Source organism: Streptomyces sp. VTCC 41912, from assembly GCF_045799175.1.
Taxonomy (GTDB): Bacteria; Actinomycetota; Actinomycetes; order Streptomycetales; family Streptomycetaceae; genus Streptomyces; species Streptomyces albulus_C.
Genome location: NZ_JBJMAB010000001.1, coordinates 468,585 through 491,665, shown reverse-complemented (window position 1 = coordinate 491,665; position 23,081 = coordinate 468,585). Strand labels below are relative to the sequence as shown.

The following is a 23,081-nucleotide window of genomic DNA, read 5'->3' as shown; positions in this document are numbered from 1 at the left end:
ACATGGTTGAGGAAATGGGTCGGACAGGGCGGACCACGGTCGTGCTGGACCGGGACGGCACCCTGTTGGACTTCTACGAGATGTTCCACCGCTTCGTCCTGGACCTCCACCGGCAGGAGGGGGTGATTCCGCCGCCCCGCGAGGAGATCCTCGGCTTCGGCTACTGGTCCTCGATCACCAGCGGGGCGCTGCACATCGGGTCGGTGCGGGTGCGGGACCGGGTCGACGAGGTGGCCCACCGGTACATGGCGCACGGCACGCTCTACCCCGGGGTGGTGCCGATGCTGTCGGCACTGTCCGGGGCCGGGGTGCGGCTCGCGCTGGTCAGCTCCTGGGTCGGCACCGAGGCCACCGTGGCCCTGCTGGAGCGCTACGCGGTCCGCCCGTGCTTCGGCCCGATCCTGACCCGGGACGACCTGGACGCGGGGGACGGCCCGGTCTCCGACGCCGACTGCAAGACCGCGTTGGCGCGGCGGGCGTTGGACGGGCTCGGCCACGCGCCCGACCACCGGCTCTACGTCGTCGGCGACACCCCGTCGGACATCGCGTTGGGCCGCCGGTTGGGGGCCGTCGTGGTCGGGGTGCGCACCGGCAACGGCGGCGGGCTGCCGGCCGAGGGCACGCCGGAGGGGCCGGACGTCCTGCTCCCGTCGGCCGCGGACCTGGGCCGCTTGATCCTCCAGGCGGAACCGGTGGGGTGAGCCCCTTCCGCCCGCCGAGGGCGTGCCGACGGGCCGGACTCCGCACGGAGTCCGGCCCGTCGCGGTGCTCGGCCCGTGGGCGGGGCCGGGCGCGCCCGGGGCGTCAGGGCGCCGGGTACGCCGTCACGTCGTCGAGGTAGCCGGTCGGGTCGGCCAACCCGGCGTTGCGGAACGCCTCCCGCCGCTCGTAGCAGGTCCCGCACGTCCCGCAGTGCCGGTCCCCGCCCTTGTAGCAGGACCAGCTGAGTTCCAGCGGGGCGCCCAGCCGGACGCCGTGCGTGGCGATGTCGGTCTTGGCCCAGGAGAGGAACGGCGCCTCGACCTGGGGGACCGCGAAGCCCTCGTTGGCCGTCGCGACCAGTTCGCGCAGCGCGGCGACGAACTCCGGCCGGCAGTCCGGGTAGATGAAGTGGTCGCCGGCGTGCATGCCCAGCGCCACCACCGACGCGCGGTGCGCCACCCCGATCGACACCGCGACGTTCGCCAGCACCGCGTTGCGGTTGGGCACGACGGTGGCCCGCATGGACTGTTCCGCGTAGTGCCCGTCGGGGACGCTGACCCGGTCGTCGGTCAGTGCGGAGCCGCGCAGCAGCGCCCCGTAACCGCGCAGGTCGACCACGTGGTGCTCGGCGCCGAAGTGGGCCGCCACCGCCCGGGCCGCGTCGATCTCGCGGTGGTGGCGCTGCCCGTAGTCGACGGTGACGGCGATCAGCCGGTACTGGAGGGCGGCGTAGTGCGCCATCAGCGTCGTGGAGTCCAGACCTCCGGACAGCACCACCACGGCGGTGAACGGGTCGGTGCGGCTGTCGTCTTGATCCATCACAAACCTCCGGAGTGGGAAGGGAAACCGAACGACCGGGACGCGGGGCGGCCCGGCGCCCGGGGCCATCGTGGCGGCCGGCCGGGCCGCGGAACATCACGGCCGGTGCCGTAGCGCGGGCGCCCCGGTACCGAGGGGTGGGTCCCGCGCGCCGGTCAGGTGGCGGCGGAATCGACCAGCAGCGGCCACAGCCCCGCGGTCCGGAACAGGTGCGGGAAGTCCTTGCGGCCGGTGATGTCGAGCTTGCGGTACGCACTGGACAGGTGGAGTTCGACCGTGCGGCGGGTGATGTGCAGGGTCGTCGCGATCCGTTCGTTGGTCGAGCCGCGCACGGCGTCGATGAGGATCTGCTTCTCCCGCTTGGTCAGCTTCAGCACGCCGCCCAGCGGCGACCGGTCGGCGGAGCGCCCCTCCGCGGCGGCGAGCCGCTGCCGCACCCGCAGCGCGAGCGGTCGGGCGCCGCAGCGGTCCGCCAGCTCCAGCGCCGTGCTCAGCTCCGCCGTCGCCTCCTCGTAGCGCCCGTCGTCGAACAGCAACAGGGCCAGGTCGGCGGCGGCGTGCGCGAGGTCGAAGTCGGCCTCCGCCGCGGCCAGCAGGCGCATCGCCTCGCGCAGCAGGTCCTCGCCCTCGGGGGCGCCGCCCAGTGCGCCGAGCACCCGCAGGGCGATGCCGCGTTCCCGCGGTGTGCCCATGGCCTCGGCGACCCGCAGCAGCGTCCGGGCGGTCTCCCGGGCCTGCACGTGCCGGCCCACCTGCGTCAGCAGATCGACGGTGTGGACGTAGGTGTGCACGCCGCCGGTGGGTCCCCCCGGGGCGTCGGTGAGCTCGGCCAGGTCCGCCGCCACGCCCGCCAGGTCACCGCCGTCGGCCCGCAGCCTCGCCCGGGTCAGCCACACCTCGCGGTGCAGTCGGTCCGGTGCCGGGCCGTCCAGGCAGCCGTGTTCGTGCAGCAGCGCGCGGGCCTCGGGGCCGCGTCCCATGGCCAGGCGGACCTCGGCCAGCATCCCCACGAGCCAGATCAGCAGCGGGTGTTGGGGCCGGGTCCCGTAGTGGGCCAGGGCGTCGAGGGATGCGCCGAGCCGGTCGTGCGCGGTGCGCAGCCGGCCGCGCAGCAGGGCCAGGTGGGCGGTGACCGGCAGCAGCAGGGCCCGGTGCAGCGGGTGCGCGTGGCAGTGCCCGCAGTCGTGGTGGAGCCGCAGGTGGGACGTCACGTCGGCGTCGCGGCCGTTCCAGGCGAGGATCATCAGCGCCATCAGCCGGAGCACCGGGTGCAGGCACAGTCCGCCCTCCGCCCGCAACGCCTCCCGCGCGCCGTGCACCGCGTCGGCCGGCCGACACGTCAGGTGGCTGCGCAGGGCGCGCACGACGGCGTCGGCGGCGGCCCGGTCCGCGCCGCAGCAGTCGGCCCCGCCGGTCTCGGGGCACCCCGGCCCGGGCTCCTCGGGCGCGAGGCGCTCCCCGGTGCGTCGGGCGGTGTCCGGCAGCGGGTAGGCGGCCAGGCCGTCGAGCAGGGCGTGCACGGGATGCCAGTCGGGCCGGGCGTAGTCCGGGGCGGGCGTCGTCCGGGCGGTCGCGCCGGGGTCGGTTCCGAGGTAGCGCGCGGTGCTGATCCTGGCCAGCAGCGGGAGCCGGAGGGCGTCCTCGGTGGTCTCCTCCAGGGTCCGGACCGCCTCCCGCAGCCCCGCTTGCAGGTCGATGCCGATCTCGGCGTCGACGAGCTCCAGCACCGCGGTCCGGCGGTCCGCGCCCGACGCCGCGCGTACGGCGTGCGCCAGATAGCGCCGGGCCCGTTGCGGTTCCCGGGCCGCGAGGGCCTTCTGCCCGGCCCGCAGCAGCACGGGGGCGGCCCACGGCTCGTCCAGGGTCACCGTCGACGCCGCGAGGTGGTCGGCGATCCGGTCGGCGGGCGCCTGCTTGCCGTGCAGGTGGGTGGCGGCCGCGAGGTGGGCGGCGTTGCGGGCCATCAGCGTCATCCGGCCCAGCAGCGCCTCGCGCACGACGCGGTGGCGCAGGTACAGCGTGTCGTCGTCGGCGACCAGGTGCATGCACACCAACAGGTCGACCGCGGCCAGGGTTTCGGCCAGGGTCAGCCCGCTGAGGTGGGAGACGAGCAGGGGCTCGGCTGCGGAGTGGGTCTCCGCGACGGCGATGGCCAGGGCGACCTTGCCGGCGTTCGGATCGAGTCCGGCCAGCCGGGTGCCGATCAGTTCCGCGACGGCCGCGGGCCGCAGTGCGGCGGCCAGCGGCGCACCGGCGCGATCCGCCGGCCGCTCGCGCAGCACCCGGGCGACTTCGGTGAGGAGGGCGGGGTTGCCGGCACAGGCGCGGTGGCACTCCGCGGCGACGTCGGGGGCCGGTGCCCGGCGGGCGACCCTGCGGAGCAACGCCGCGGACTGGGACGGGGCCAGCCCGGTGAGCGGCAGTTGCCGTGCGCCGGCGAGGAGTTCGGGCAGTGTGCCGGGGCCGCCGCCGCTGCGGTTCTCGCCGTCCCGGGCGGAGGCGACCAGGACGACGCGGGCGAGCGGCGGGGCGAGCAGGGCCCGGTGCAGGAAGTCCAGCGAGGCGGCGTCGGCCCGGTGGGCGTCGTCGAGGCCGAGGAGCACGGGTGCGCCGGCGGTCAGCGCGGTGAGGGCCGCCCTGACGTGGCCCAGCACCACGTCCGCCGCCACCGGCGTCGGGTCGGCCGGTCCGGTGCGGTCGGCCGGCGGGTGCGCGACGGCGTCGAGCGCGGTGCGGCGGGGGTGCTCCGGCGGCAGCAACGCGGCCAGTCGGCCCGCGAGGTGCCGGGCGAGGCCGAACGGCGGCAGGTGTTCGTGCGGCGGGCACCGCACCTCGACGGTGATCCAGCCCCGGGCGCGGGCCGCGGCCGCGCACGCCTGGAGCAGGGTGGTCCGGCCGATGCCCGGTTCGCCGGTGACCAGGGCGCGGACGGTCCCGCCGTGCGCGCCGTCGTCCAGGGCCGCGCCGAGCCGGCGCAACTCGTTCTGACGCCCCGTCATGGACGTCTTCGGTCCGTCGTCTGTGCGATACATGGAGTTCCCCTGTCACGGCTCACCGCTCTACCCGAGTAGCACCGTCTCTCTTCTCGGTGCGGCCGCCCGCCGAACGGGTTGGCCATTGCCTCTCGCAAGAGGCAATGGGGCAACGCGGCGGTGCGCGGCGCGAGCGCCGTCAGCGGGCGGATGGGCCGTCGCGACGTGCGGGTGGGCCCGAGGGGCGAGGGTGACGCCGTTGCCGGGGCGGTGGGGTGCCCCGCGCTCCGGCCCGAACCGGCCGGTAATCGACGTCGCGCTTGTCACTTACCGTAACTGTATTGCCGTTACGCGCCTTTGGGGCCCGTTTGCCCCTCCGTGCATCTTGCTGCATGGCAGCAAGATGCACCTCGCCCCGGCCGCATGCACATGCCCGAAATGGCATTGTGATCCGGGCCTGCCCGCCCGGCACATGCACAGATTCCGGGCCGGCCAGTGAACAGTCAGAAAACCGGGGGTGCACTGTGAACCACGCGTCGCAGAAGTTATGCGCTGTGCAGAGGGCGTCGATCCGCCCGCGCGGCACCGACGCCGCGGCCGGCCCGACCGGCGACGACACCGGGTGGGGTTAACCCGCAACCCGGGTCCACCAGTTCCTCCACGGGCGTGGCACACCTCCGGACGCAGAACACCTGCACACGTCGGCTTCCTCCGGGCACGGGTCCGCGTCACGCACAGCTCGCCCCCCACGCCGTCTTGCCCCCTCCTGCCCGCCGCGCGGGCGCCGGCCCCTCCCGGCCTCCGCGCCGGCCGCGCCAGGGAGTACGCGAATGGATGACCATGATTCTCACGGGTAACGAGATTGAGCGGGAACGGGCGAACGGCCGCATCACCATCGAGCCGTTCACCCCGGAACAAGTCAATCCGAACAGCTACAACTTCCGCCTCGGGAAGACGCTGCGGGTCTACCAGGACATGCCCCTCGACGCGCGGACCATGAACGCGTACGAGGAGATCGAGATACCCGACGACGGGTACGTCCTCGAACCCAACCGGCTCTACCTGGCCCACACCATCGAGGTGCTGGGCAGCGAGCACTACGCGCCGACCTTCGCGGCGCGCTCGTCCGTCGCCCGCCTCGGGCTGTTCATCAACCTCTCCGCCAGCCTCGGCGACATCGGGTACACCGGGCAGTGGACGCTCCAGCTCTACTCGATGAACCGGGTGCGGGTCTATCCCGGGATCAACATCGGCCAGATGATGTGGTGGCGACCCCAGGGCGAGATCGTCCTCTACGAGGGCAAGTACCAAGGGGCGGTCGGGCCGCGGTCCAGCGACATCCACGTCGACTTCGACAAGCAGTTCGCCCGCCAGCGCTTCCCCGGGCTCGCCGCCAGCATCGAGGTGTCGGAGGTCGGCCCCAAGTTCGCCGAACTCGCCCGCGCCAACGGCGACTTCCGGGTGCCGTCCGCGTTCTGCGTACCGGCCGGGGAGTTCGTCGACGCCCTCAGCGACGGACAGCGCGCCGAACTCGCCGACGCCTTCGCCGACCTCAAGGCCACCGTCGGCGCCTTCTTCACCGACGCCGTCGAACGGATCGAGAAGATCGGCGGCCAGGTCCGGCTCCCGGAGGACGCCCGCACCCTGCTGCGCGCCCGCCTCAACGAGGTCTTCAAGGACCCGCGGACCGACGTCGCGGTGCGCTCCTCGGGCCTGGACGAGGACACCGAGGGCTCCAGCCTGGCCGGCGTGCACAGCTCGATCCTCGGCGTGCGCGGCGCCGACGCGGTGATCGCCGCCGTCGAGCAGTGCTGGCGCTCCCACTACGAGGCGCCGGCGGTGGCCGCCCGCGTACGGGCCGGCGACTTCGACCCCACCCCCCGCCTGGCCGTCATCGTCCAGCGCATGGTGCACCCCCGCATCGCCGGCGTGGCCTTCACCGGGCTCGACGGCGCCGCCGACCAGCGGGTGTCGATCGAGTACGTCGAGGGCCTCGCCGACGAACTGGTGGCCGGCGTCGCCGTGCCCCGGAGCACCGACTCCGACCGCCTGGGCGCCGAACCGGGCCCGGACGACGACGCGGACGGCCCGGCGCTGCGCCAGGTCGTGGAGATGGTGCGGGCGCTGCGGGAGCGGCACGGCCACGACGTGGACGTCGAATGGGCCGTCGACGCCGACGGCCCCCACCTCCTCCAGGTCCGCCCGCTCACCGCCACCCGCGGGCAGCGCAACAGCGTCCCCGAGCCGGTGGCCCAGACCCACCGGCTGTACTTCGACGACCTGCCGCCCACCTTCCACCTCGGTGACGTCGCGGGCGTCTACGGCAGCTACGTGGCCAAGCGCGGACCGGCCCACCGGATGGCGCACGACTGCGGAGTCTCGGTGGGCGCCGGCTGGATCCTCCAGTTCAACGGCCGCGGCCTGCGCGACGCGACCACCGCCGACGCCCTGCGGGCCGCGCTGGCCGGCGGTTCCGCGGAGTGCGTCCTGGACCTCGGCGACACCCTGCGCCAGATCGTCGTCCCCAAGGAAGAGGTCCTCGACCGGCTGGCCGTGACCGCCGGCGGCGACGGCTCGACCCTGCACGCGGCCGTGGTGCGCGACTTCATCCGCGGCGACCTCGGCGTCATCTCCCGCCGGGCCGGCGACGGACTGATCGTCGAATACACCCCCGAGGGCCTGATGGCGCTCAACCGCGGCACCGCCGGCGGCGAGACCATCGTCGTCACCGACCTCGACCGCGGCTTCGACGCGGCCGGCAACGTCGTCGCCGCACCGAGCGGCACCGCGCTGCTGACCCACCTCGACGAGATCGCCCGCTTCACCACCGCCATGCACGCCAAGCACGGCCCGGTCACCATCGAGTGGGTCTTCGACGGCGGACGCCTGTACTTCGTGGACTACTCGGTGCTCGGTGGCGACGACGCCGTCGTCCTCGCCCGGGGCGAGGTGTGCATCTCGCCCGGCACCGCGAGCGGACCGCTGCTCCGCCTGGACGACGACGCCCTGCTGCGCCGGCTCTCCATCGGCCCGGCCGTCAGCATCGACAAGTCCCAGGACGTCAGCGAGCACGACGGCCTGGCCCGCATCCTCGACGAGGTCAAGGCGTACGACGAGAAGCCGATCATCTGCGCGGCCCGGCCGTACGCCGTCCTCTCGGTGCTGATCGACCACGTCGCGGGCTTCGTCTTCGACCAGGGCTCGGCCCTGGGGCACCTGGCGATCCTGCTGCGCGAGGCGGGAGTTCCGGCCGTCACCGCGGCCGGCGTCACCGGGACCGCAGCAGTGATCAGCGACGGCACGGTCGCCACCACCGGCCACAAGGGAGACTGACATGACCACCCACCACCGCGACGCCGCCGCCTGGCTCGTCCTCGGGGGCCTGCACCTGCTGAACGGCACCGCCCCGCTCGCCGACACCGACCCCCTGGTCCTGGTGTCGCTGACCGCCCCGGTCGAGGAGCCGTTCCCGGCCAACACCGTCATCGTCACCTGGGCCGACCTCGGCACCGTCACCCTGCACGCCCGCACCCCGGCGGGCCCCGCCGGCCCGGCCGTCGAGGCGCGCGGCGGGGACCTCTTCCCGCGCATGCTGCCCGGCGCGCCGCTCACCGACGCGGTGGCCGCGCTCGGTGCCGGCGAGCACACCGGCGGGCCCCTCGTCCCGCTGTTCTACGTGACCGCGCGGGACGGCCGCGCCCACGTCCACAGCCAGGTCCGCTTCCTGGCCGAGGACGCCTGCTTCATCCGCCTCACCGAGGAGCCGCTCGCCGCCGCCGACGTGCCGGACCTCGGCTGGCTGCCGGCGGCGGTCGCCCGCCACGCCGAGCAGTTCCTGTTCCTCAACAACCACCAGCGCTACTACCGCAAGTGCTTCAGCGGCCAGGAGCTGGAGTACAAGTACACCCTCCAACCGCCGGTCGACACCTGGACGCTGACCGTGGAACTGCACCACCGGGTGCTGGACGGCGCACTGCCCGGCTACGTCATGGAGTACCGGGACGAGTTCCAGGCGTGGGACTACCTCAACCACCTCTTCGAGGTCACCGGACCGGGCGAGGCGGAGCGCGGCTACGCCTCCTTCATCCCCACCACCGACGGCAAGCACCTGATGAAGCGCAAGTGGTACGCCGAGGACGCGTTCCAGCGCCGCGAATCCCACACCTACGGCCTCGACCTGACCGACGACGGCGGCTTCGAACGGTACGTCACCGAGGAACTGCGGGTCGACGCCGTCCGCCTGCCGTCCTTCCGGCGGGTGCGCTACGACATCAACTTCGAGTCGGTGCGCAGCGGACACGTCTACGGCATCTTCTTCGACCACTGCAGCCTGGTGGACGCCCGGGACGTCACCCTCAACCAGTGCGAGCTGGAGTACCTGCGCAGCCGCACCGCCGTCGAGCCCGACGAGGCGCTGGTCAAGGAGGAGATGGCGCAGCTCGCCGACTGGCTGGAGTCCTTCCTGCGCGAGCACGGCCTCTGTGACGAGCGCGGCGTCTACTCCAAGCGCACCTTCCTCAAGGACGCCGTCGCCGCCCGTCCCGAACTGGCCCGGCCGGTGGTTCGATGACGGGCACGCCCCTCCGTGCCGCGCTCCTGGACCTGGAGGGCACGCTCTACGCCAACGAGCGGGTCATCGAGGGCGCGGCCGCCGCCATCGGCGCGCTGCGGGAGCAGGGGGTGGCGCTGCGCTTCCTGACCAACACCGACTCCCGGACGACGGCGCAGATCCACGCCCGGCTCACCGGCTACGGCCTGCCGGTCCGGCCGGAGGAACTCTTCACGCCCGTGGTGGCGGCGCGGCACCTGCTGACCGCCCCCGGGGTCCGCACCTACGCCCTGGTCTCGCGCGCCCTGCGCGACGGGGTGCCCGGCCTGGTGTCCGAACCGCCGTACACGCACGTGCTGATCGGCGACTGCCGCGACGTGCTGGACTACCCGGCGCTGGACGGCGCGTTCCGGGCCGTGCGGGACGGGGCCGAACTCCTGGCCCTCCAGCGCGGCCGGTACTTCAAGCGCGCCGACGGCGACCACCTGGACACCGGTGCGGTCGTCGCGGCCGTCGAGTACGCGGCCGGAACCACCGCCCGGGTGCTGGGCAAGCCGGCTGTGGACTTCTTCGCGCTGGCCGTCCGCTCGCTGGGCGTGTCCGCCGACGAGTGCCTGGTGGTGGGGGACGACGCGAGCACCGACGTCGCCGGCGGGAACGCCGCGGGGCTGCGCACCGTGCAGGTCCGCACCGGCAAGTACGCGGACCAGCACGCCGAGGGGCTGACCGGGTCGGCCACCCACACCTGCGACTCCGTCGCCGAACTGCCCGACCTGATAGCCAAGTTGGGGGAACGGTGACGGTCTACTGGGTGGTCTGGGACGCCGCCGCGCACTGGGTGGTGGACCGGCTCGAACGCGAGGGCGCGCTGCCCGCCGTCACCCGGATGCGGGCCCGCGGCACCTTCGCCGCGGCCCGCCCGGCCCGGCCCAACTGCCAGACACCACCCTCACTGGCGACGCTCTTCACCGGTGCCTGGCCGGGCGAGCACGGCGTCACCGGCTTCACGGTGCCCGGCGCCGGCGACGGGCTGGTCAGCCACGTCAGCGGCTTCGCCCCGCGGTTCCCCGCCGTGCCACCGGTGTGGGAGTCCGCCTCGGAGCACGACCGCAGCAGCGCCTTCGTGCACGCCCCCTGGGTGTTCCGGGAGACCGGCGGCACCGGGCACTACGTCGACGCGGCCGTGGAGGCGTACAGCCGCCGGCTCACCCGGCACGCGGTGTGCCCGGTCGTGCCCGGCGCCGGCACCCAGACCTGGGACCTCGGACCGTTCCGCGCCGAGGTGGAAGCGGCGCCGCAGGACGGGCGGGTACGGGTCCGCACCGCCCGCACGGACCTGCGGCTCGACGTCGGCGGCGACTGGCAGCCGCTGCTGCTGGACGACGCCGGCCACGGCACCTGGGTCTGCTGCGTGCGCACCCCGCAGGGCCTGCTGCTGGTGCACACCGGCGTCTGGGACGTGCGCACCGCCGGCCGGAACACCCCGCTGGTGCGGGCACTGGCGGCCGGCCCGCCGTTCGCCGGCGAGGGGGTCGGTCCGCTCTACCGGGCCGGCGTCTTCGGGCCGCGGCTCGCCGAAGGGGGCGACGGCACCGCCGAGGAGGTGTTCCTGTCGTCGGTGCGGTGCGTGTCCCGGTCCTTCGGTGCCGCCGCCGACCAGGTGCTGCGCGCCCACGACGCCGACCTGGTCGTCGTCTACCTGCCGATGACCGACGACATCGGCCACGAACTCCTGGGCTGGTGCGACGAGAAGAGCGCCGCGCACCGCCCGGACATCGCCGACCAGGTGTGGTCCTGCCTCCGCCGCTGCTACCAGGACGCCGACGCGGTCCTGGGCCGGGTGCTGGACCGGGCGGAGGACGACGACACCGTGGTGCTCGGCGCCGACCACGGCATGGTGGGCAGCACCCACCTGGTGCACGTCAACGACCACCTGGTGCGGGCCGGACTGACCGCGACGGACGCCGACGGCGCCCTGGACACCCACCGCTCGTCGGTCCTCTACCACCCGGCCAACAACGGCTCCCTGTGGGCCACCGACCAGGCGGACCCGGTCCGGGCCGGCTCAGCCGTGGCCCGCGCGGTGGCGACCCTGCGCGCCCTCACCGACCCGGACACCGGCCAGCCGGTGCTCAGCGCCGTCCTCGACGACCGCGGGAACGTCCTGCCCGAAGGGGCCGCGTTCCCGCCCGTGGTCTTCCTCGCGCTCGCCGACGACTACCAGCCCTCCTCGGTGCTGCTGGGGGAGGGCCCGGCGGTACGCCGGACGCCGAAGACCGGGGCGCACGTGGTCTACACCGGGGACGGCCGGCTGCACGCCGTGCACGCCGCCGTCGGCCCGGGCATCCCGGCGGGCGGCCGCCCCGACGTCCCGGACGTCATCGACAACACCGCGCCGGCCCGCCTGGTCCTGCGCCAACTGGGCGTGGCGCCGCCCTGGGCCGAGTAGTCGCCGCCCGCCCACGAATCCCACCGAAGCAGACCGAAGAAGGACGGACCCGATGGGTGCACCCCCCGGATTCCCGCACGCCCTGTCCCCGGCGGAGCTGACGGCGCGCCGCCACGCCCACGTCGCGGAGTTCCTCGCCGGCCGCGGACTCGACCCGCACTGGCTCACGGCGCTGATGCGCGAGCGGGTCGGCGAAGGGCAGCTGCTGCTGACCAGCTCGCCCGTGCACGGCCTGGCGAACGCCACCAGCGACCTGGACTTCATCCGCATCCAGGCCGACGAGATCCACGGCCCGCGGATCTCCACCAAGATCTTCGTCGATGGGCACCACCTGGAGGTGGTCTCCTTCAGCGAGGCCGAACTCGCCTCCAACCTCACCGAGTTGGACCGGTTGGCCGCCGCGCCGCCGGCCGCGACGGTGGCCGGCTTCCGCAGCTGGGACAAGCAGCGCGAACCGCGCCGCAAGCAGACCGAACGCATCGTCAACGGCATCGCCCTGGACGGCACCGCGCCGCACCTGGCCGCACTGCCCGCACTCAGCACCGTCTGGTCCCGGGCCTCCTTGCACACCGCCCTCGAACACGTCGTGCACACCGCGCTCGCCGAGGCCGCCGGGGAGAGCCGGGGACGCGTCGGCTACGCCTACAACGCCCTGCTGCACCTGATGGACGCGCTGCTCTCGCACCACGGCGACGTCTACACCACCCGCAAGTGGTACCTGCTGCGCTGGGCCCGGTTCGTGGCGGAGGACACCTGGCCCGACGACGCGGTGCGCGCCGCCGGCGCGGAGCTGGAGCGGCTGCGCAAGGACGTCGCCGCCGCACTCGCTCCGACGGCCGGCGCCCGGCCGTTGGCGGGGGAGTACGTGGCGCTCGCCCAGGAGTGCCTGCGCGCCACCGGCACGGCCACCACGGCCACCGTCCGGCTGGAGCTCACCGGCACCCTCCAACCCTTCCTCCCGGGCGCCGCGCTGCTGGTCGCGCCCGGCGGCAGCGTCGTCCTGCCCGGTGTGACGGACACCCTCCCGCTCGCCGGCGAGGCGATCGGGCTCGACGCGCTCGGCAAGCTCGACCCGCACGACGCCGCCACCCTGCTGCGGGCCCTGCGGGCGGGCGCGGCGCGACTCGACATCGGCTACCACGGCGAGGAGACCACGGCATGACCCCCAACCGGAACCAGGAACCGGACGCGCCCGGGCGCCCCGGCATCGGCGACCGGCTCCCGGTGTTCCCCACGGTGCGCGGCGGACACGCCATGCCGGCCCCGCAGTCCGTCGAGGCGTGGGTGCAGGCCGCCTGGCTGATGCTGGCCGAGGGCCGGGCCTACATCGAGGACCTGGAGGGCGGCACCGACCAGCCCCAGATGCAACAGGCCGCCAAGCTAAGGCTGTTGGAGCAGCTCCTCGACATCGACCAACGGCTCGCCGGCCGCGCCGCGGTCGACGACGCGCACTGCCTGGCGGTGGCGCTGGAGTACGGGATGGGGGAGGTGGTCGACGCCTCCGGTCCCGAGCTGATCGAGGCGTTCGGCCTGGCCGAGGAGTTCGGCGGGGACACCTGCCGGGTCGAGGAGATCCACGCCCTGTGGGAGCGGATGCTGGCGGCCTTCCCCGGCGAACTGCCCGACCGGCTGGTCGCCGAGGGACAGCGGGACATGCTACGGACCCTGCGGGTGTGGACCCGACTGGCCCGGGCGGCCGGCCTCGACATCGGATTCCTCGCCCCCTTCATGAAGGCCGCCTGAACAGAGAGGTCTGACCACCGTGCCCGAGATCCATGCAGAGACCCGGCTCGCCGGGCGGTCCGCGGACCAGGCGTGGGCGATCGTCAAGGACGCCCGGACCTTCGCCCCCGCCGCCGACCACGTGCTCGCCGTCCGGCAACTGCCGTCCACGAGCGAACGGCACCGCTCGTCGGAGTGGACCGTGCTGTTGAACGGCAGCGAAGTGACCTGGGTGCAGGACGAGGCCGCCGGCCCCGGCCTGCAACTGCACTTCACCCAGACCGCCGGTGACCTGGAGGCGCTGACCGGCGCGTGGCGGGTCGAGGAGACGCCGACCGGCGCGCGGATCTCCCTCGCCCTCGCCTTCGAACTCGGCATCGACGGCCTCGCGCCGCTGCTCGAACCCATCTGGGCCCAGTCCTTCCAGGCCCACGCCGACGCCCTGCTGCGGGCGGTCGCCGCCCACCCGCCCGCCGACGGAGAGTGAGCTCCACGTGATCCAGTACCTCAACTTCCTGCACACCACCGTGCAGTTCGACCTCGCCGACGACGCGGTGGGCGTCTTCGCGCCGATCCACCGCTTCTTCCGCCACCTGATGGGCGACGCCCCCGCGCAGCAGCCCACCTTCCGCATCGCGGTGCACGGCTACGACCCGTCCACCGACGTCGACGCCGAGGTCTGGCGGCTGCCGCTCTCCGTCATCCGGCGCAGCAACGCCGCGGAGTTCAACTTCGACGCCCACGTCGTGGACCGCGGCGGCCGGCGGCTCTACGTCAACCGTGCGACGCTGCTCGACGCCCCCGTCGACGCCCGCAAGGACGACACCTTCCACCTCCGCCTCACCGAGGGCTCGGTGGTGCAGGTCCTCGACTTCGTGCGGGACCTCGTCATCCGCCACGAGGAGGACCTCGGCACGGTCGTGCTGCACGCCTCCGGTGCGCACCGGGACGGCGAAGCGGTGATCATCGCCGGGCCCAAGGGCGCGGGCAAGACCACCACCCTGCTGTCGGTGCTGCGCCGGCCCACCTGGCAGTACTTCACCGGCGACAAGCTGTTCTGCACCCTTGAGGACGGCCGGATCACCGTCCACCCGTGGCGGGACTACCCCTACGTGGGGGTCGGCACGATCCGGGCCGACGCCCGGCTGGAAGCGCTGGTGCGCGAGCGGGTCGACCCGCGGCTCGACGCCCACGAGCCGGGGCACAAGATCCTCATGGACCCGGACGTCTTCGAGTCCTGGTTGGGCTCGGAGTTCTCCGCCGAGCCCAAGCGGTTGGCGGCGCTGCTGCTGCCCGAGGTCGCCCCCGGCCAGCCCCTGACGACCCGTCACCTCACCGACGACAACGAGCGCTGGGCCCACCTCAACAAGATCGTCGACCGCCAGCTGGACACCACCTTCTTCACCTGGCAGACCCACCTGGTCCCCGACTACACGCGCTTCTACCAGTCGCTCGCCGCCCTCCGCACCGCCCTGGACTCGATCGACATGGTGCGCCTGCACGGCACCCTCGACGTCGACCCGGACGCGGTCCTGGACCGCACCGCCCACCCCGCACCATCGAAGGAGACCCGATGAGCAGCGCGTCCGGCCGCACCCTGCGGGTGTCCGTGATCGGCCTGAGCGGGGCCGGCAAGTCCACCTGCGCCTCGATGATCGAGGAGTTCGCCCGGGAGCGCGGACTGTCCCACACCCGCGTGAAGCTCGCCGCGCCGCTCTACGACCTCCAGGCCGAGGTCTACCGCACCGCCGGCGCGGAACTGGCCGCCGGCGCCCAGGACCAACTCCTGATGGAGGCGCTGGCCGGCGCCCTGCGCCGGATCCGCCCCGCCTCCCTCGCCGACGACTTCACCCGCCGCCTGGCCGGGACCGACGCCGACGTGGTCATCAACGACGACCTGCGCGACCCGCACGTGGACGCCCCGGCCCTGCGCGCCCAGGGCTTCCGCGTGCTGCGCATCGTCTGCGACGAGGGCCTGCGGCAGAAGCGCCTGGCCGAACGCGGCGACCCGACCCGGGCCGACGCCTCGACCCGGGAGCTCGACCGCATCGAGCCGGACGCCGTCCTCGACAACGGCGCGGACCTCGACACCTACCGCACCGCCGTCCAGCAGGTGTTGGAGGGCTGGCTGTGATCCTCAGCGGACCCGAGATCCTGTCCGAGGTGCGGGCCGGACGCATCCACATCGACGACTTCGACCCCGAGCGCCTGGAGCCCAACAGCTACGGCTTCCGGCTGGCCGAGGACATCCTCTGGTACGACGACGACGTCATCGACTGCTTCACGCCGCCGAAGGCCCAGCACATGACGATGGGCCCCGACGGCATGGTCCTGGAACCGGGGCGGTTCTACCTCGGCGGCACCATGGAGGCCATGGGCAGCCCGCACTACGCGGCCACCCTCTACGCCTGCCGGTCGGCCTCCACCCTCGGCATCTGGATCCAGTTCTCCGCGCCGCTCGGGCACAGCGGGGCGGTCTTCCCGTGGACGCTGGAGATGAAGGTCGCCCACCCGGTCCGCGTCTACCCGGGCATGCTGATCGGGAAGTTGGCGTTCTGGGCGATGCAGGGCGACGCCGTCGGCTACCTCGGCAAGTACACCGGGTCGTCGTCGGCGGTCGCCTCCCGGCTGAGCCTGGAGGACCCGCGTGTCACAGGGTGACCTGTGCCGGGCCCTGGCCGCCCTGCTGCTCCTGCTGCTCGCCGCCCACCTGGTGGGCCGGCTCTTCGCCAAGTTCCGGCAGCCGCCGGTGATCGGTGAGATCCTCGGCGGCCTGCTGCTCGGCCCCACCCTGCTGGGCCAGCTCGCCCCGCAGGTGGAGCAGTGGCTCTTCCCGCGCCAGGGCCCGGTGGCCACCTGCCTGGAGCTGGTCTACCAACTCGGCATGCTGCTGCTGATGTTCCTCGCCGGCCTGGAGATGCGGACCGTCTTCTCCCGCCGGGACGGCCGGGCCGTCGCACTGATCGCGGTGGTGGGCATGGTGGTGCCGTTCGCGTTCGGCCTGCTGCTGGCCAAGGCCGTCGACCTGTCGGGCCAGCTCGGGCCGGCGCGGAACACCACGGCCCTGACGCTCATCATCGCCTGCGGCATCGCGATCACCAGCATCCCGGTCATCTCGCGGATCATGATGGACCTGGGCCTGATCAACACGCCCTTCGCCCGCGTGATCCTCTCCGTCGCCGCGCTGGAGGACATCGCCCTCAACGTGGTGATCTCCATCGCCGTCGGCATGGTGAGCAGCGTCGGGCCGCGTGCCTTCGGCCTCGCCCCCGAACTGGGGATCACCTCGGCCGGCGCCTCCGCGGCCTACCACTCCGTCGCGTCGCTGGCCTTCCTCGGCGCCGTCGCCCTGCTCGGACTGGTCATCCGCCGGCTGGCGCCCGGCGGCGGCCCGGGCCCGGTGAACGGACTGGCGGTGCGCGTCGCCGCCGTCCTGGCCGCCGCCGCCCTGTGCAGCTACCTCGGCGTGGCGCCCATGTACGGCGCCTTCGTCGTCGGGCTGATGTCCAGCGTCGGCGGGCGGACGGCGCCGGCGGCCGCGGACGCCCTGCGGAGCGTGCGCGGCTTCGCCACCGGCTTCTTCATCCCGATCTACTTCGCGGTGGTCGGGCTCCGGCTGGACCTGGTGCGTGCCTTCGACCCCGGCTTCACGCTCGCCTTCATCGCGGTGGCCTGCGCGGTGAAGGCGGTCAGCGTCTACCTCGGCGCCCGCCTCGCGCAGCGGCCCGCGGCGGACTCCCGGCACCTCGCGGTGGCCCTGAACGCCCGGGGCGGCCCCGGCATCGTCCTGGCCACCGTCGCCCTCGACGCACAGATCGTCAACTCCGCTATGTTCACCACGCTCGTGCTCACCGCCGTCATCACCTCGCTCCTCGCCGGCTGGTGGCTGGAACGGGCCATCGCACGAGGGCAGTTGACGACCGAACCGACACCACTCGCACCAGCACGGCAGCCACAGGAACAAGGAGTCCCGACGTGAGCCACGCATCGACCCCGCGCCCCGTCGTCGCCCTCGTCGACGCCTACTCCACCGCCAGTCACCTCGCCCCGCTCTTCCACGCCCAGGGGTACGACTGCCTGCACGTGCAGAGCATGACGTCACCGCCGGCCGCCTTCACCGCGTCCTTCCGACCGGAGGACTTCATCGGCACGGTCCTGCACGAGGGCGACGTCGACGCGACGCTGCACGCGATACGCGCGTACGCGCCGACCGCCCTGCTCGCCGGCGCGGAGATCGGCGTCGAACTCGCCGACGTCCTCAGCGAAGCCCTGGGACTGCGCACCAACGGCACCCGCCTGAGCAGCGCCCGGCGCGACAAGTCCCGGATGCAGGAGACCGTCCGGGCCGCCGGCCTGCCCGTCGCCGACCAGATCCTCGCCACCGACCTCGACGCCCTCCTCGACTGGTACGGGCCGGCCCCCCGCCGGGTCGTCCTCAAGCCGGTGCGCAGCGCCCTCAACGACGGGGTGACCTTCTGCGACGACGTCGACGAGGTCCGCGCCGCCTTCGACCGCCTCATGGGCATGCAGAGCGCCGTCGGCCAACGCAACGACGCGGTCCTCGCCCAGGAGTACCTCGTGGGCGCCGAGTACTACGTGAACACCGTCAGCCTCGACGGCAAGCACTACGTCTGCGACCTGTGGAAGACCCAGCACCTCGGCATCAACGGCGTGCGCGACCTCCTCGGCGGCTCCCAACTGATGCTCCGCGACGGTCCCGAGCAGGAGCAGCTCGTCGCCTACGCCGGCGCCGTGCTGGACGCCCTCGGAGTGCGCAACGGCCCCGCGCACACCGAACTCAAACTGACCCCGCAGGGCCCCCGGCTCATCGAGACGGGCGCCCGGGTCTGCGGCGCGATGCTGCCGCTGCTCACCCGCGCCGCGCTCGACGAGAGCCAGTTGGAGTGGACCGTGGCGGCCTACACCGACCCGGCGGACTTCCTGGCCCGGTGGGAGACCGGCTACGAGGTGAAGCGGCACGCCGTCTGCGTGAACATGATCGCGCCGAGCGGCGGAAAGCTCGCCGGCTACCCGCGGTTGGCCGAACTCCAGGCCCTGGAGAGCTACCACGACGTGCTGCTGAAGGTCGCGCCCGGCGAGGAGATCTCCCGCACCGTCAACGACATGACCTACCCGATGCTGGTCCACCTCCTCCACGAGGTCGAAGGCACCGTCACCCACGACTACATGACGGCCCGCTACCTCGACGGGGAGGGCTTCTACGATGTCGTCTGACCGCCCGGCGCCGACGGTGCTGGCCCACCTCAGCGACCTGCACCTGGACGGCGGACCGCGCGCCACCGAACGGACCCGGGCCGTGGTGGCGCACCTGCTGGACCTGCCCGGGACGCTCGACGGCGTGCTGGTCACCGGCGACCTCGCCGACCACGGCACCGACGAGGAGTACCGGTTGGCCGCGGAGCTGCTGAAGCCCCTGGCCGACCGCCACCCGCTGCTGGTCTGCCCGGGCAACCACGACGCCCGCGAGCCGTTCCGCCGCCTCCTGCTCGGCGGCGGCGAGCCCGGCGACGCACCGGTCAACCAGGTCCGGGACCTCGCCGGCACCCGCGTCGTCCTGTGCGACTCCTCGATCCCCGGGCGCGCCGAGGGCCGGCTGGCGCCCGAGACGCTGGCCTGGCTCGACGCGACGTTGTCCGCCGCACCGCGGCTGCCGGCCCTGGTCGCCCTGCACCATCCGCCGGTCGACCTCGGCCTGCCCTACATCGACCGGATCGGCCTGCGCGAGGCCGAGGGGCTGGCCGCGGTGCTGGACCGCCATCCGCAGGTGACCGCCGTGCTGTGCGGCCACGCCCACACGTCGGCGGCCACGACCTTCGCGGGCCGGCCGCTGCTGTGCGCCCCCGGCGTGGCCTCGACGGCCCTGGTGCCCTGGGAACAGGAGCCGGGCCAGTCGTGGAAGACCGAGGACGCCGACCCGGCGCTCACCTTCCACCTGCTCCACGAGGGGCGCCTGACAAGTCATCACCGGACCGTGCGCACCGCTTGACCCGGCTTTCGGAGGCCGGCCGCCCCGCACCTTCCCGCACCACCGCACCAACCCCTCTCCTGGAGACTCGATGCAGCAACCCCGACCGCGCGCCGCCGAGGACCGCCCCCTGCTGGTGCTCATCTCGACCGGCCCGCACAAGTACCGGGAATACCTCCTGGCGGCCATCAGCACGCGCTACCGCATCCACCTGGTCAACACGTCCGAGCCCAGCTGGGAGCTGCCCTACCTGGCCGGCAGCACGCTGGTGCCCTCCACCGAGCTGACCGTGGTGTCCGAGGCGGTCGCCGCGGTCGTCGCGCGCGAGCCCGTGCACGGCGTGCTGAGCTGGGACGAGGCCCGGGTCCACCAGGCCGCCGCGGTCGCGGGCGCGTTGGGGCTGCCGACCACCCCCGCCGACGACGTCTGGCGGTGCCGCGACAAGCACCAGAGCCGCACCGCGCTCGCCGCCGCCCAGCTGCCCCAGCCCGCGTTCGCGCTGGTCGGGACGGCCGCCGAGGCGCTGGCGGCGGCCGAGCGGATCGGCTACCCGGTGGTGGTCAAACCCCGTGCGGCCGCCGCCAGTTACGGGGTGTCCCTGGTCCGTTCCCCGGAGCAGATGACCGAGTTCTTCGGGTTCGCGGACCGCGCCACCGTGCCGCACATGCCCGACTACGACCAGGGCGTCCTGGTCGAGGAGTACCTCGACGGGCCCGAGGTGAGCGTGGACTCCGTCGTCGTCGGCGGCAAGGTCCGCCCGCTGTTCGTCGGCCACAAGCGCACCGGCTACCCGCCCTACTTCGAGGAGACCGGCCACGTGGTCACGCACCGCGACCCGCTCCTCGCCGACCCGGCGTTCCTCCAGGTCCTCCAGGACACCCACACCGCGCTCGGCTTCACCGACGGCTGGACCCACGCGGAACTCAAGCTCACCCCCGAGCCCAAGGTCATCGAGGTCAACGCCCGGCTCGGCGGCGACCTGATCCCCTACCTGGGCAGCCTGGCCTCCGGCATCGACCCGGGGCTGGTCGCCGCCGCCGTGGCGTGCGGCCGGGAACCGGAGATCACCGTGGACCGGGACCTGGTGGCGGCCGTGCGGTTCCTGCACGCCGACCACGACGACACCGTCATCGACAGCGTGGACTTCGACACCGCCGCACTGCCGCCCGAGACAGACCGGGCCGTGGTGCTGGTCGGCCCCGGCGACACGGTCTCCCCGCCGCCGCGCGGGCTGCTGACCGGCCGGGTCGCCTACGTCACCGCGGTCGCCCCGACGGCCGAGCGGTGCGAGGCGGCACTCGACGCGGCGGCCGCGGCCCTGCGCATCGTCGAACGCCACCCCGGTGCGGGCCGATGAGCGACGTCACCGAGGCCAAGCCGGCACCGGGCACGGCCGACGCCGGAGTGCTGGCCACCTTCGCCGGCTCGCCGTTCGCGGTGAAGGCGCTGCTGTTCGGCGTCCTGGTCAACAAGTTGGGCGGCTTCCTCCAGGTCTTCCTCGTGCTGTTCATGACCGGCCGCGGCTTCACCGCCGTCCAGGGCGGCACCGCGCTGGGCGTCTACGGCGTCGGCTCGGTGCTCGGCGTGCTCCTGGGCGGGACCCTGAGCGACCGCATCGGGGCCCGCCGGACCATCGTGGTCGGGATGGCCGGCACCGCGGCGCTGCTGGTCGCCGTGCTGCACGTCACCCTGTACCCGCTCCTGCTGGTGTCCGTGGGACTGGCCGGACTCATCAGCCAGGTCTACCGGCCGGCCGCCGCGGCCTACATCGCCGAACTCACCCCCGGCAACCGCCAGGTGATGGTGACCGCCATGTACCGCCTGGCCCTCAACCTCGGCACCACGGCCGCCCCGCTGCTCGGCACGCTGCTGGTGGCGGTCTCCTACGACCTGCTGTTCTACGGGGAGGCCGTCGCGGCCCTCGCCTACGCGGTGGTGGTCCTGGTGGCGCTGCCGCGCACCGCGGCCACCCCGGCGCAGGCGTCGCCCGCCGGATCCGCGGCCCCCGCACCGCCCCGGACCACCTACCGCACGGTCCTGCGCGATCGCCGCTACCTCGCCTACCTGGTGGCGGTGCTGCTCAACTCGGCGGTCTACATCCAGTACCTGAGCACCCTGCCGCTGGCCCTGCGCGCCCAGGGCTACAGCACGTTCTGGTACGGGGCGATGGTCGCCGTCAACGGAGCGGTGGTCATCTGCTTCGAGCTGCTGATGACCAAGGTCGTGCAGAGCTGGCGCATCCGCACCGTGCTCACCGTGGGCTTCGTCCTGCTCGGCGCCGGCATGGCCCTGTACGCGCTGCCGGGCGGTCTGGCCGTCTTCTTCGTCGGCACCCTGCTGTGGACGCTGGCGGAGATCATCGAGGGGCCCACCATGTTCGCCTACCCGGCCGTGGCCGCCCCCGCCCAGGCGGGCGGCCGGTACGTCGGGGCGGCCCACGCCATGTTCGGCATCGGCACCGCCATCGGCCCGGTCGTGGGCGTCGCCCTGTGGACCGGCATGGGCCGGGCTGCCTGGCTCCTGCTCGGCGCGGTCTCCGTGCTGGCCCTCCTCCCGGCCTGGTTCGGGGTGGGCCGGCTGGGCGCCGTGGCCTCCCTGAAGGACGACGCCACCACCAAGGCCGAGGACGACGGCTGACGCCGCGTCCCCTCACGACCACCGCGGAACGCGTCCACCGACGTGCCCTCCGCCACCCCTCGCCGGCCCCGCGGAGCACCCTGCCGCCGCCGGCCCCACCTCACCCCACAAGGGAGAACGCCGTGTCACCCACCACCGCCACCGAGGCCGGCACCGCAGCGCCCGCGCGGATCGCCACGCCCCGCCGGTTCCTGATGTGCCCGCCCCGGCACTTCGACGTGACCTACTCCATCAACCCGTGGATGGACCCGGGCAAGCCGGTCGACGGCGCTCTCGCCCTCGCCCAGTGGACCCAACTCGTCGAGCTCTACCGGTCGTTGGGGCACACCGTGGAGGTGATCGAGCCGCTCCCCGGGCTGCCCGACATGGTCTTCGCGGCGAACGGCGCCACCGTCGTCGACGGCCGGGTGTTCGGGGCCCGGTTCCGGCACGTCGAGCGGACCGCCGAAGGCCCCGCCTACCTCTCCTGGTTCGTCGCCCAGGGCTACACCGACGTCTACTGGCCCGAGCACATCAACGAGGGGGAGGGCGACTACCTGGTCGTGGGGCGGAAGGTGCTGGCCGGCACCGGATTCCGGACGGACCCGCGGGCGCACGCCGAGGCCCAGGAGTTCTTCGGCCTGCCGGTCATCGGCCTGACCCTGGTGAACCCCGAGTTCTACCACCTGGACACCGCGCTCGCGGTGCTCTCCGACGACGAGGTCATGTACTACCCCGAGGCGTTCACCCCGGGCAGCCAGGCCGTGCTGCGGGAACTGTTCCCCGACGCGATCCGCGCCACCGCCGAGGACGCCGCGGTCTTCGGACTCAACGCGCTCTCGGACGGCCGGCACGTCCTGCTGCCGGATGCCGCGGTCCACCTCAAGCAGGAGCTGAGCGCCCGCGGGTTCCTCCCGATCGGGGTGGAGCTGACCGAACTGCTCAAGGCCGGCGGCAGCGTGAAGTGCTGCACCCTGGAGCTCCGTCCGGCGCGCTGACCGGCCGCGCGCCGCAGCCCCGTGCACCCCGGCCGGGCGTCGCACGGGGCTCCGGCGCGGGCACGTCGCAAGCCGTCGCCCGCGGGCCCTCGGCGATGACTGAAATTCTCCCCATCCACCGTCACCGCCGAGGCCACCTCGTGCACCGGGCCCGTCCGTCGGCTGCCGTGCCCTCACCCGTGGCACGGTCGCGACGACGGACCGGGGTAACCGATGCGGCAGGCGGTGCGGGGGCGCGGCGGGGCGTCGCCGGGCCGAGCACTCGTTT

At 73.6% G+C, this 23,081-nt stretch carries 19 protein-coding genes; 17 read left to right on the top strand and 2 right to left on the bottom strand.

The features are described 5' to 3' along the window. Positions 1 to 2: 2 nt before the first annotated feature. Positions 3 to 701 carry an HAD family hydrolase gene (locus ACJ6WD_RS02240; RefSeq protein ID WP_232817357.1) on the top strand — a complete coding sequence of 233 codons (699 nt, stop codon included), beginning with the start codon at positions 3 to 5 and terminating at the stop codon, positions 699 to 701. A gap of 103 nt (positions 702 to 804) precedes the next feature. Here ACJ6WD_RS02240 and queC read toward each other — a convergent pair whose 3' ends face one another. Together queC and ACJ6WD_RS02230 are read right to left on the bottom strand one after the other, a co-directional pair. Continuing rightward, on the bottom strand, positions 805 to 1,521 hold the full coding sequence (gene queC / locus ACJ6WD_RS02235) for a 7-cyano-7-deazaguanine synthase QueC (RefSeq protein ID WP_233656385.1): 717 nt from the start codon (positions 1,519 to 1,521) through the stop codon (positions 805 to 807). A 155-nt stretch (positions 1,522 to 1,676) separates the two neighbouring features. Continuing rightward, complete coding sequence (locus ACJ6WD_RS02230) at positions 1,677 to 4,553, bottom strand: AAA family ATPase (RefSeq protein WP_407615028.1); 2,877 nt, start codon at positions 4,551 to 4,553, stop codon at positions 1,677 to 1,679. 774 nt (positions 4,554 to 5,327) lie between these two features. Between ACJ6WD_RS02230 and ACJ6WD_RS02225 the strand changes: the two genes are divergently transcribed. From ACJ6WD_RS02225 to ddaH, 16 genes are all read left to right on the top strand, one after another. Then, positions 5,328 to 7,826, top strand: coding sequence for a dCTP deaminase domain-containing protein (locus tag ACJ6WD_RS02225; RefSeq protein WP_376438605.1), 2,499 nt, complete (start codon positions 5,328 to 5,330; stop codon positions 7,824 to 7,826). A gap of 1 nt (position 7,827) precedes the next feature. Next, positions 7,828 to 9,063 (top strand): hypothetical protein, encoded by a 1,236-nt coding sequence (locus tag ACJ6WD_RS02220; protein WP_407615027.1) that lies wholly within the window; start codon positions 7,828 to 7,830, stop codon positions 9,061 to 9,063. Further along, positions 9,060 to 9,842 carry a TIGR01458 family HAD-type hydrolase gene (locus ACJ6WD_RS02215; protein WP_407615026.1) on the top strand — a complete coding sequence of 261 codons (783 nt, stop codon included), beginning with the start codon at positions 9,060 to 9,062 and terminating at the stop codon, positions 9,840 to 9,842. Before ACJ6WD_RS02220 ends, ACJ6WD_RS02215 begins: the two co-directional genes overlap by 4 nt. Continuing rightward, entirely contained in the window at positions 9,839 to 11,491 is a 1,653-nt protein-coding gene (locus ACJ6WD_RS02210; RefSeq protein ID WP_331246486.1) for an alkaline phosphatase family protein, read from the top strand. Before ACJ6WD_RS02215 ends, ACJ6WD_RS02210 begins: the two co-directional genes overlap by 4 nt. A 52-nt stretch (positions 11,492 to 11,543) precedes the next feature. Beyond that, positions 11,544 to 12,653 (top strand): DUF6001 family protein, encoded by a 1,110-nt coding sequence (locus ACJ6WD_RS02205; RefSeq protein ID WP_407615025.1) that lies wholly within the window; start codon positions 11,544 to 11,546, stop codon positions 12,651 to 12,653. Beyond that, complete coding sequence (locus ACJ6WD_RS02200) at positions 12,650 to 13,234, top strand: DUF6031 family protein (protein ID WP_376438594.1); 585 nt, start codon at positions 12,650 to 12,652, stop codon at positions 13,232 to 13,234. The genes ACJ6WD_RS02205 and ACJ6WD_RS02200 overlap by 4 nt, the downstream gene beginning before the upstream one ends. A gap of 19 nt (positions 13,235 to 13,253) precedes the next feature. Beyond that, positions 13,254 to 13,700 carry a type II toxin-antitoxin system RatA family toxin gene (locus tag ACJ6WD_RS02195; RefSeq protein WP_016575482.1) on the top strand — a complete coding sequence of 149 codons (447 nt, stop codon included), beginning with the start codon at positions 13,254 to 13,256 and terminating at the stop codon, positions 13,698 to 13,700. Positions 13,701 to 13,707: 7 nt separating this feature from the next. Then, positions 13,708 to 14,790 (top strand): hypothetical protein, encoded by a 1,083-nt coding sequence (locus ACJ6WD_RS02190; protein WP_376553937.1) that lies wholly within the window; start codon positions 13,708 to 13,710, stop codon positions 14,788 to 14,790. Beyond that, the gene (locus ACJ6WD_RS02185; protein WP_407615024.1) at positions 14,787 to 15,347 is read left to right on the top strand and encodes a hypothetical protein; all 561 of its coding nucleotides are present in this window, start codon (positions 14,787 to 14,789) and stop codon (positions 15,345 to 15,347) included. The genes ACJ6WD_RS02190 and ACJ6WD_RS02185 overlap by 4 nt, the downstream gene beginning before the upstream one ends. Beyond that, complete coding sequence (locus ACJ6WD_RS02180) at positions 15,344 to 15,874, top strand: dCTP deaminase domain-containing protein (protein ID WP_233656396.1); 531 nt, start codon at positions 15,344 to 15,346, stop codon at positions 15,872 to 15,874. Before ACJ6WD_RS02185 ends, ACJ6WD_RS02180 begins: the two co-directional genes overlap by 4 nt. After that, on the top strand, positions 15,861 to 17,192 hold the full coding sequence (locus tag ACJ6WD_RS02175) for a cation:proton antiporter (protein WP_407615023.1): 1,332 nt from the start codon (positions 15,861 to 15,863) through the stop codon (positions 17,190 to 17,192). The genes ACJ6WD_RS02180 and ACJ6WD_RS02175 overlap by 14 nt, the downstream gene beginning before the upstream one ends. Further along, on the top strand, positions 17,189 to 18,448 hold the full coding sequence (locus ACJ6WD_RS02170) for an ATP-grasp domain-containing protein (RefSeq protein ID WP_407615022.1): 1,260 nt from the start codon (positions 17,189 to 17,191) through the stop codon (positions 18,446 to 18,448). The genes ACJ6WD_RS02175 and ACJ6WD_RS02170 overlap by 4 nt, the downstream gene beginning before the upstream one ends. Beyond that, positions 18,438 to 19,220 carry a phosphodiesterase gene (locus ACJ6WD_RS02165; protein ID WP_233656399.1) on the top strand — a complete coding sequence of 261 codons (783 nt, stop codon included), beginning with the start codon at positions 18,438 to 18,440 and terminating at the stop codon, positions 19,218 to 19,220. Before ACJ6WD_RS02170 ends, ACJ6WD_RS02165 begins: the two co-directional genes overlap by 11 nt. A gap of 70 nt (positions 19,221 to 19,290) precedes the next feature. Then, positions 19,291 to 20,556: an ATP-grasp domain-containing protein gene (locus ACJ6WD_RS02160; RefSeq protein ID WP_233656400.1), complete on the top strand. Its 1,266-nt coding sequence runs from the start codon at positions 19,291 to 19,293 to the stop codon at positions 20,554 to 20,556. Further along, entirely contained in the window at positions 20,553 to 21,836 is a 1,284-nt protein-coding gene (locus ACJ6WD_RS02155; protein WP_233656402.1) for an MFS transporter, read from the top strand. Before ACJ6WD_RS02160 ends, ACJ6WD_RS02155 begins: the two co-directional genes overlap by 4 nt. A 194-nt stretch (positions 21,837 to 22,030) precedes the next feature. Next, complete coding sequence (gene ddaH / locus ACJ6WD_RS02150; RefSeq protein WP_233656749.1) at positions 22,031 to 22,813, top strand: dimethylargininase; 783 nt, start codon at positions 22,031 to 22,033, stop codon at positions 22,811 to 22,813. The last annotated feature ends 268 nt before the right edge of the window (positions 22,814 to 23,081 follow it).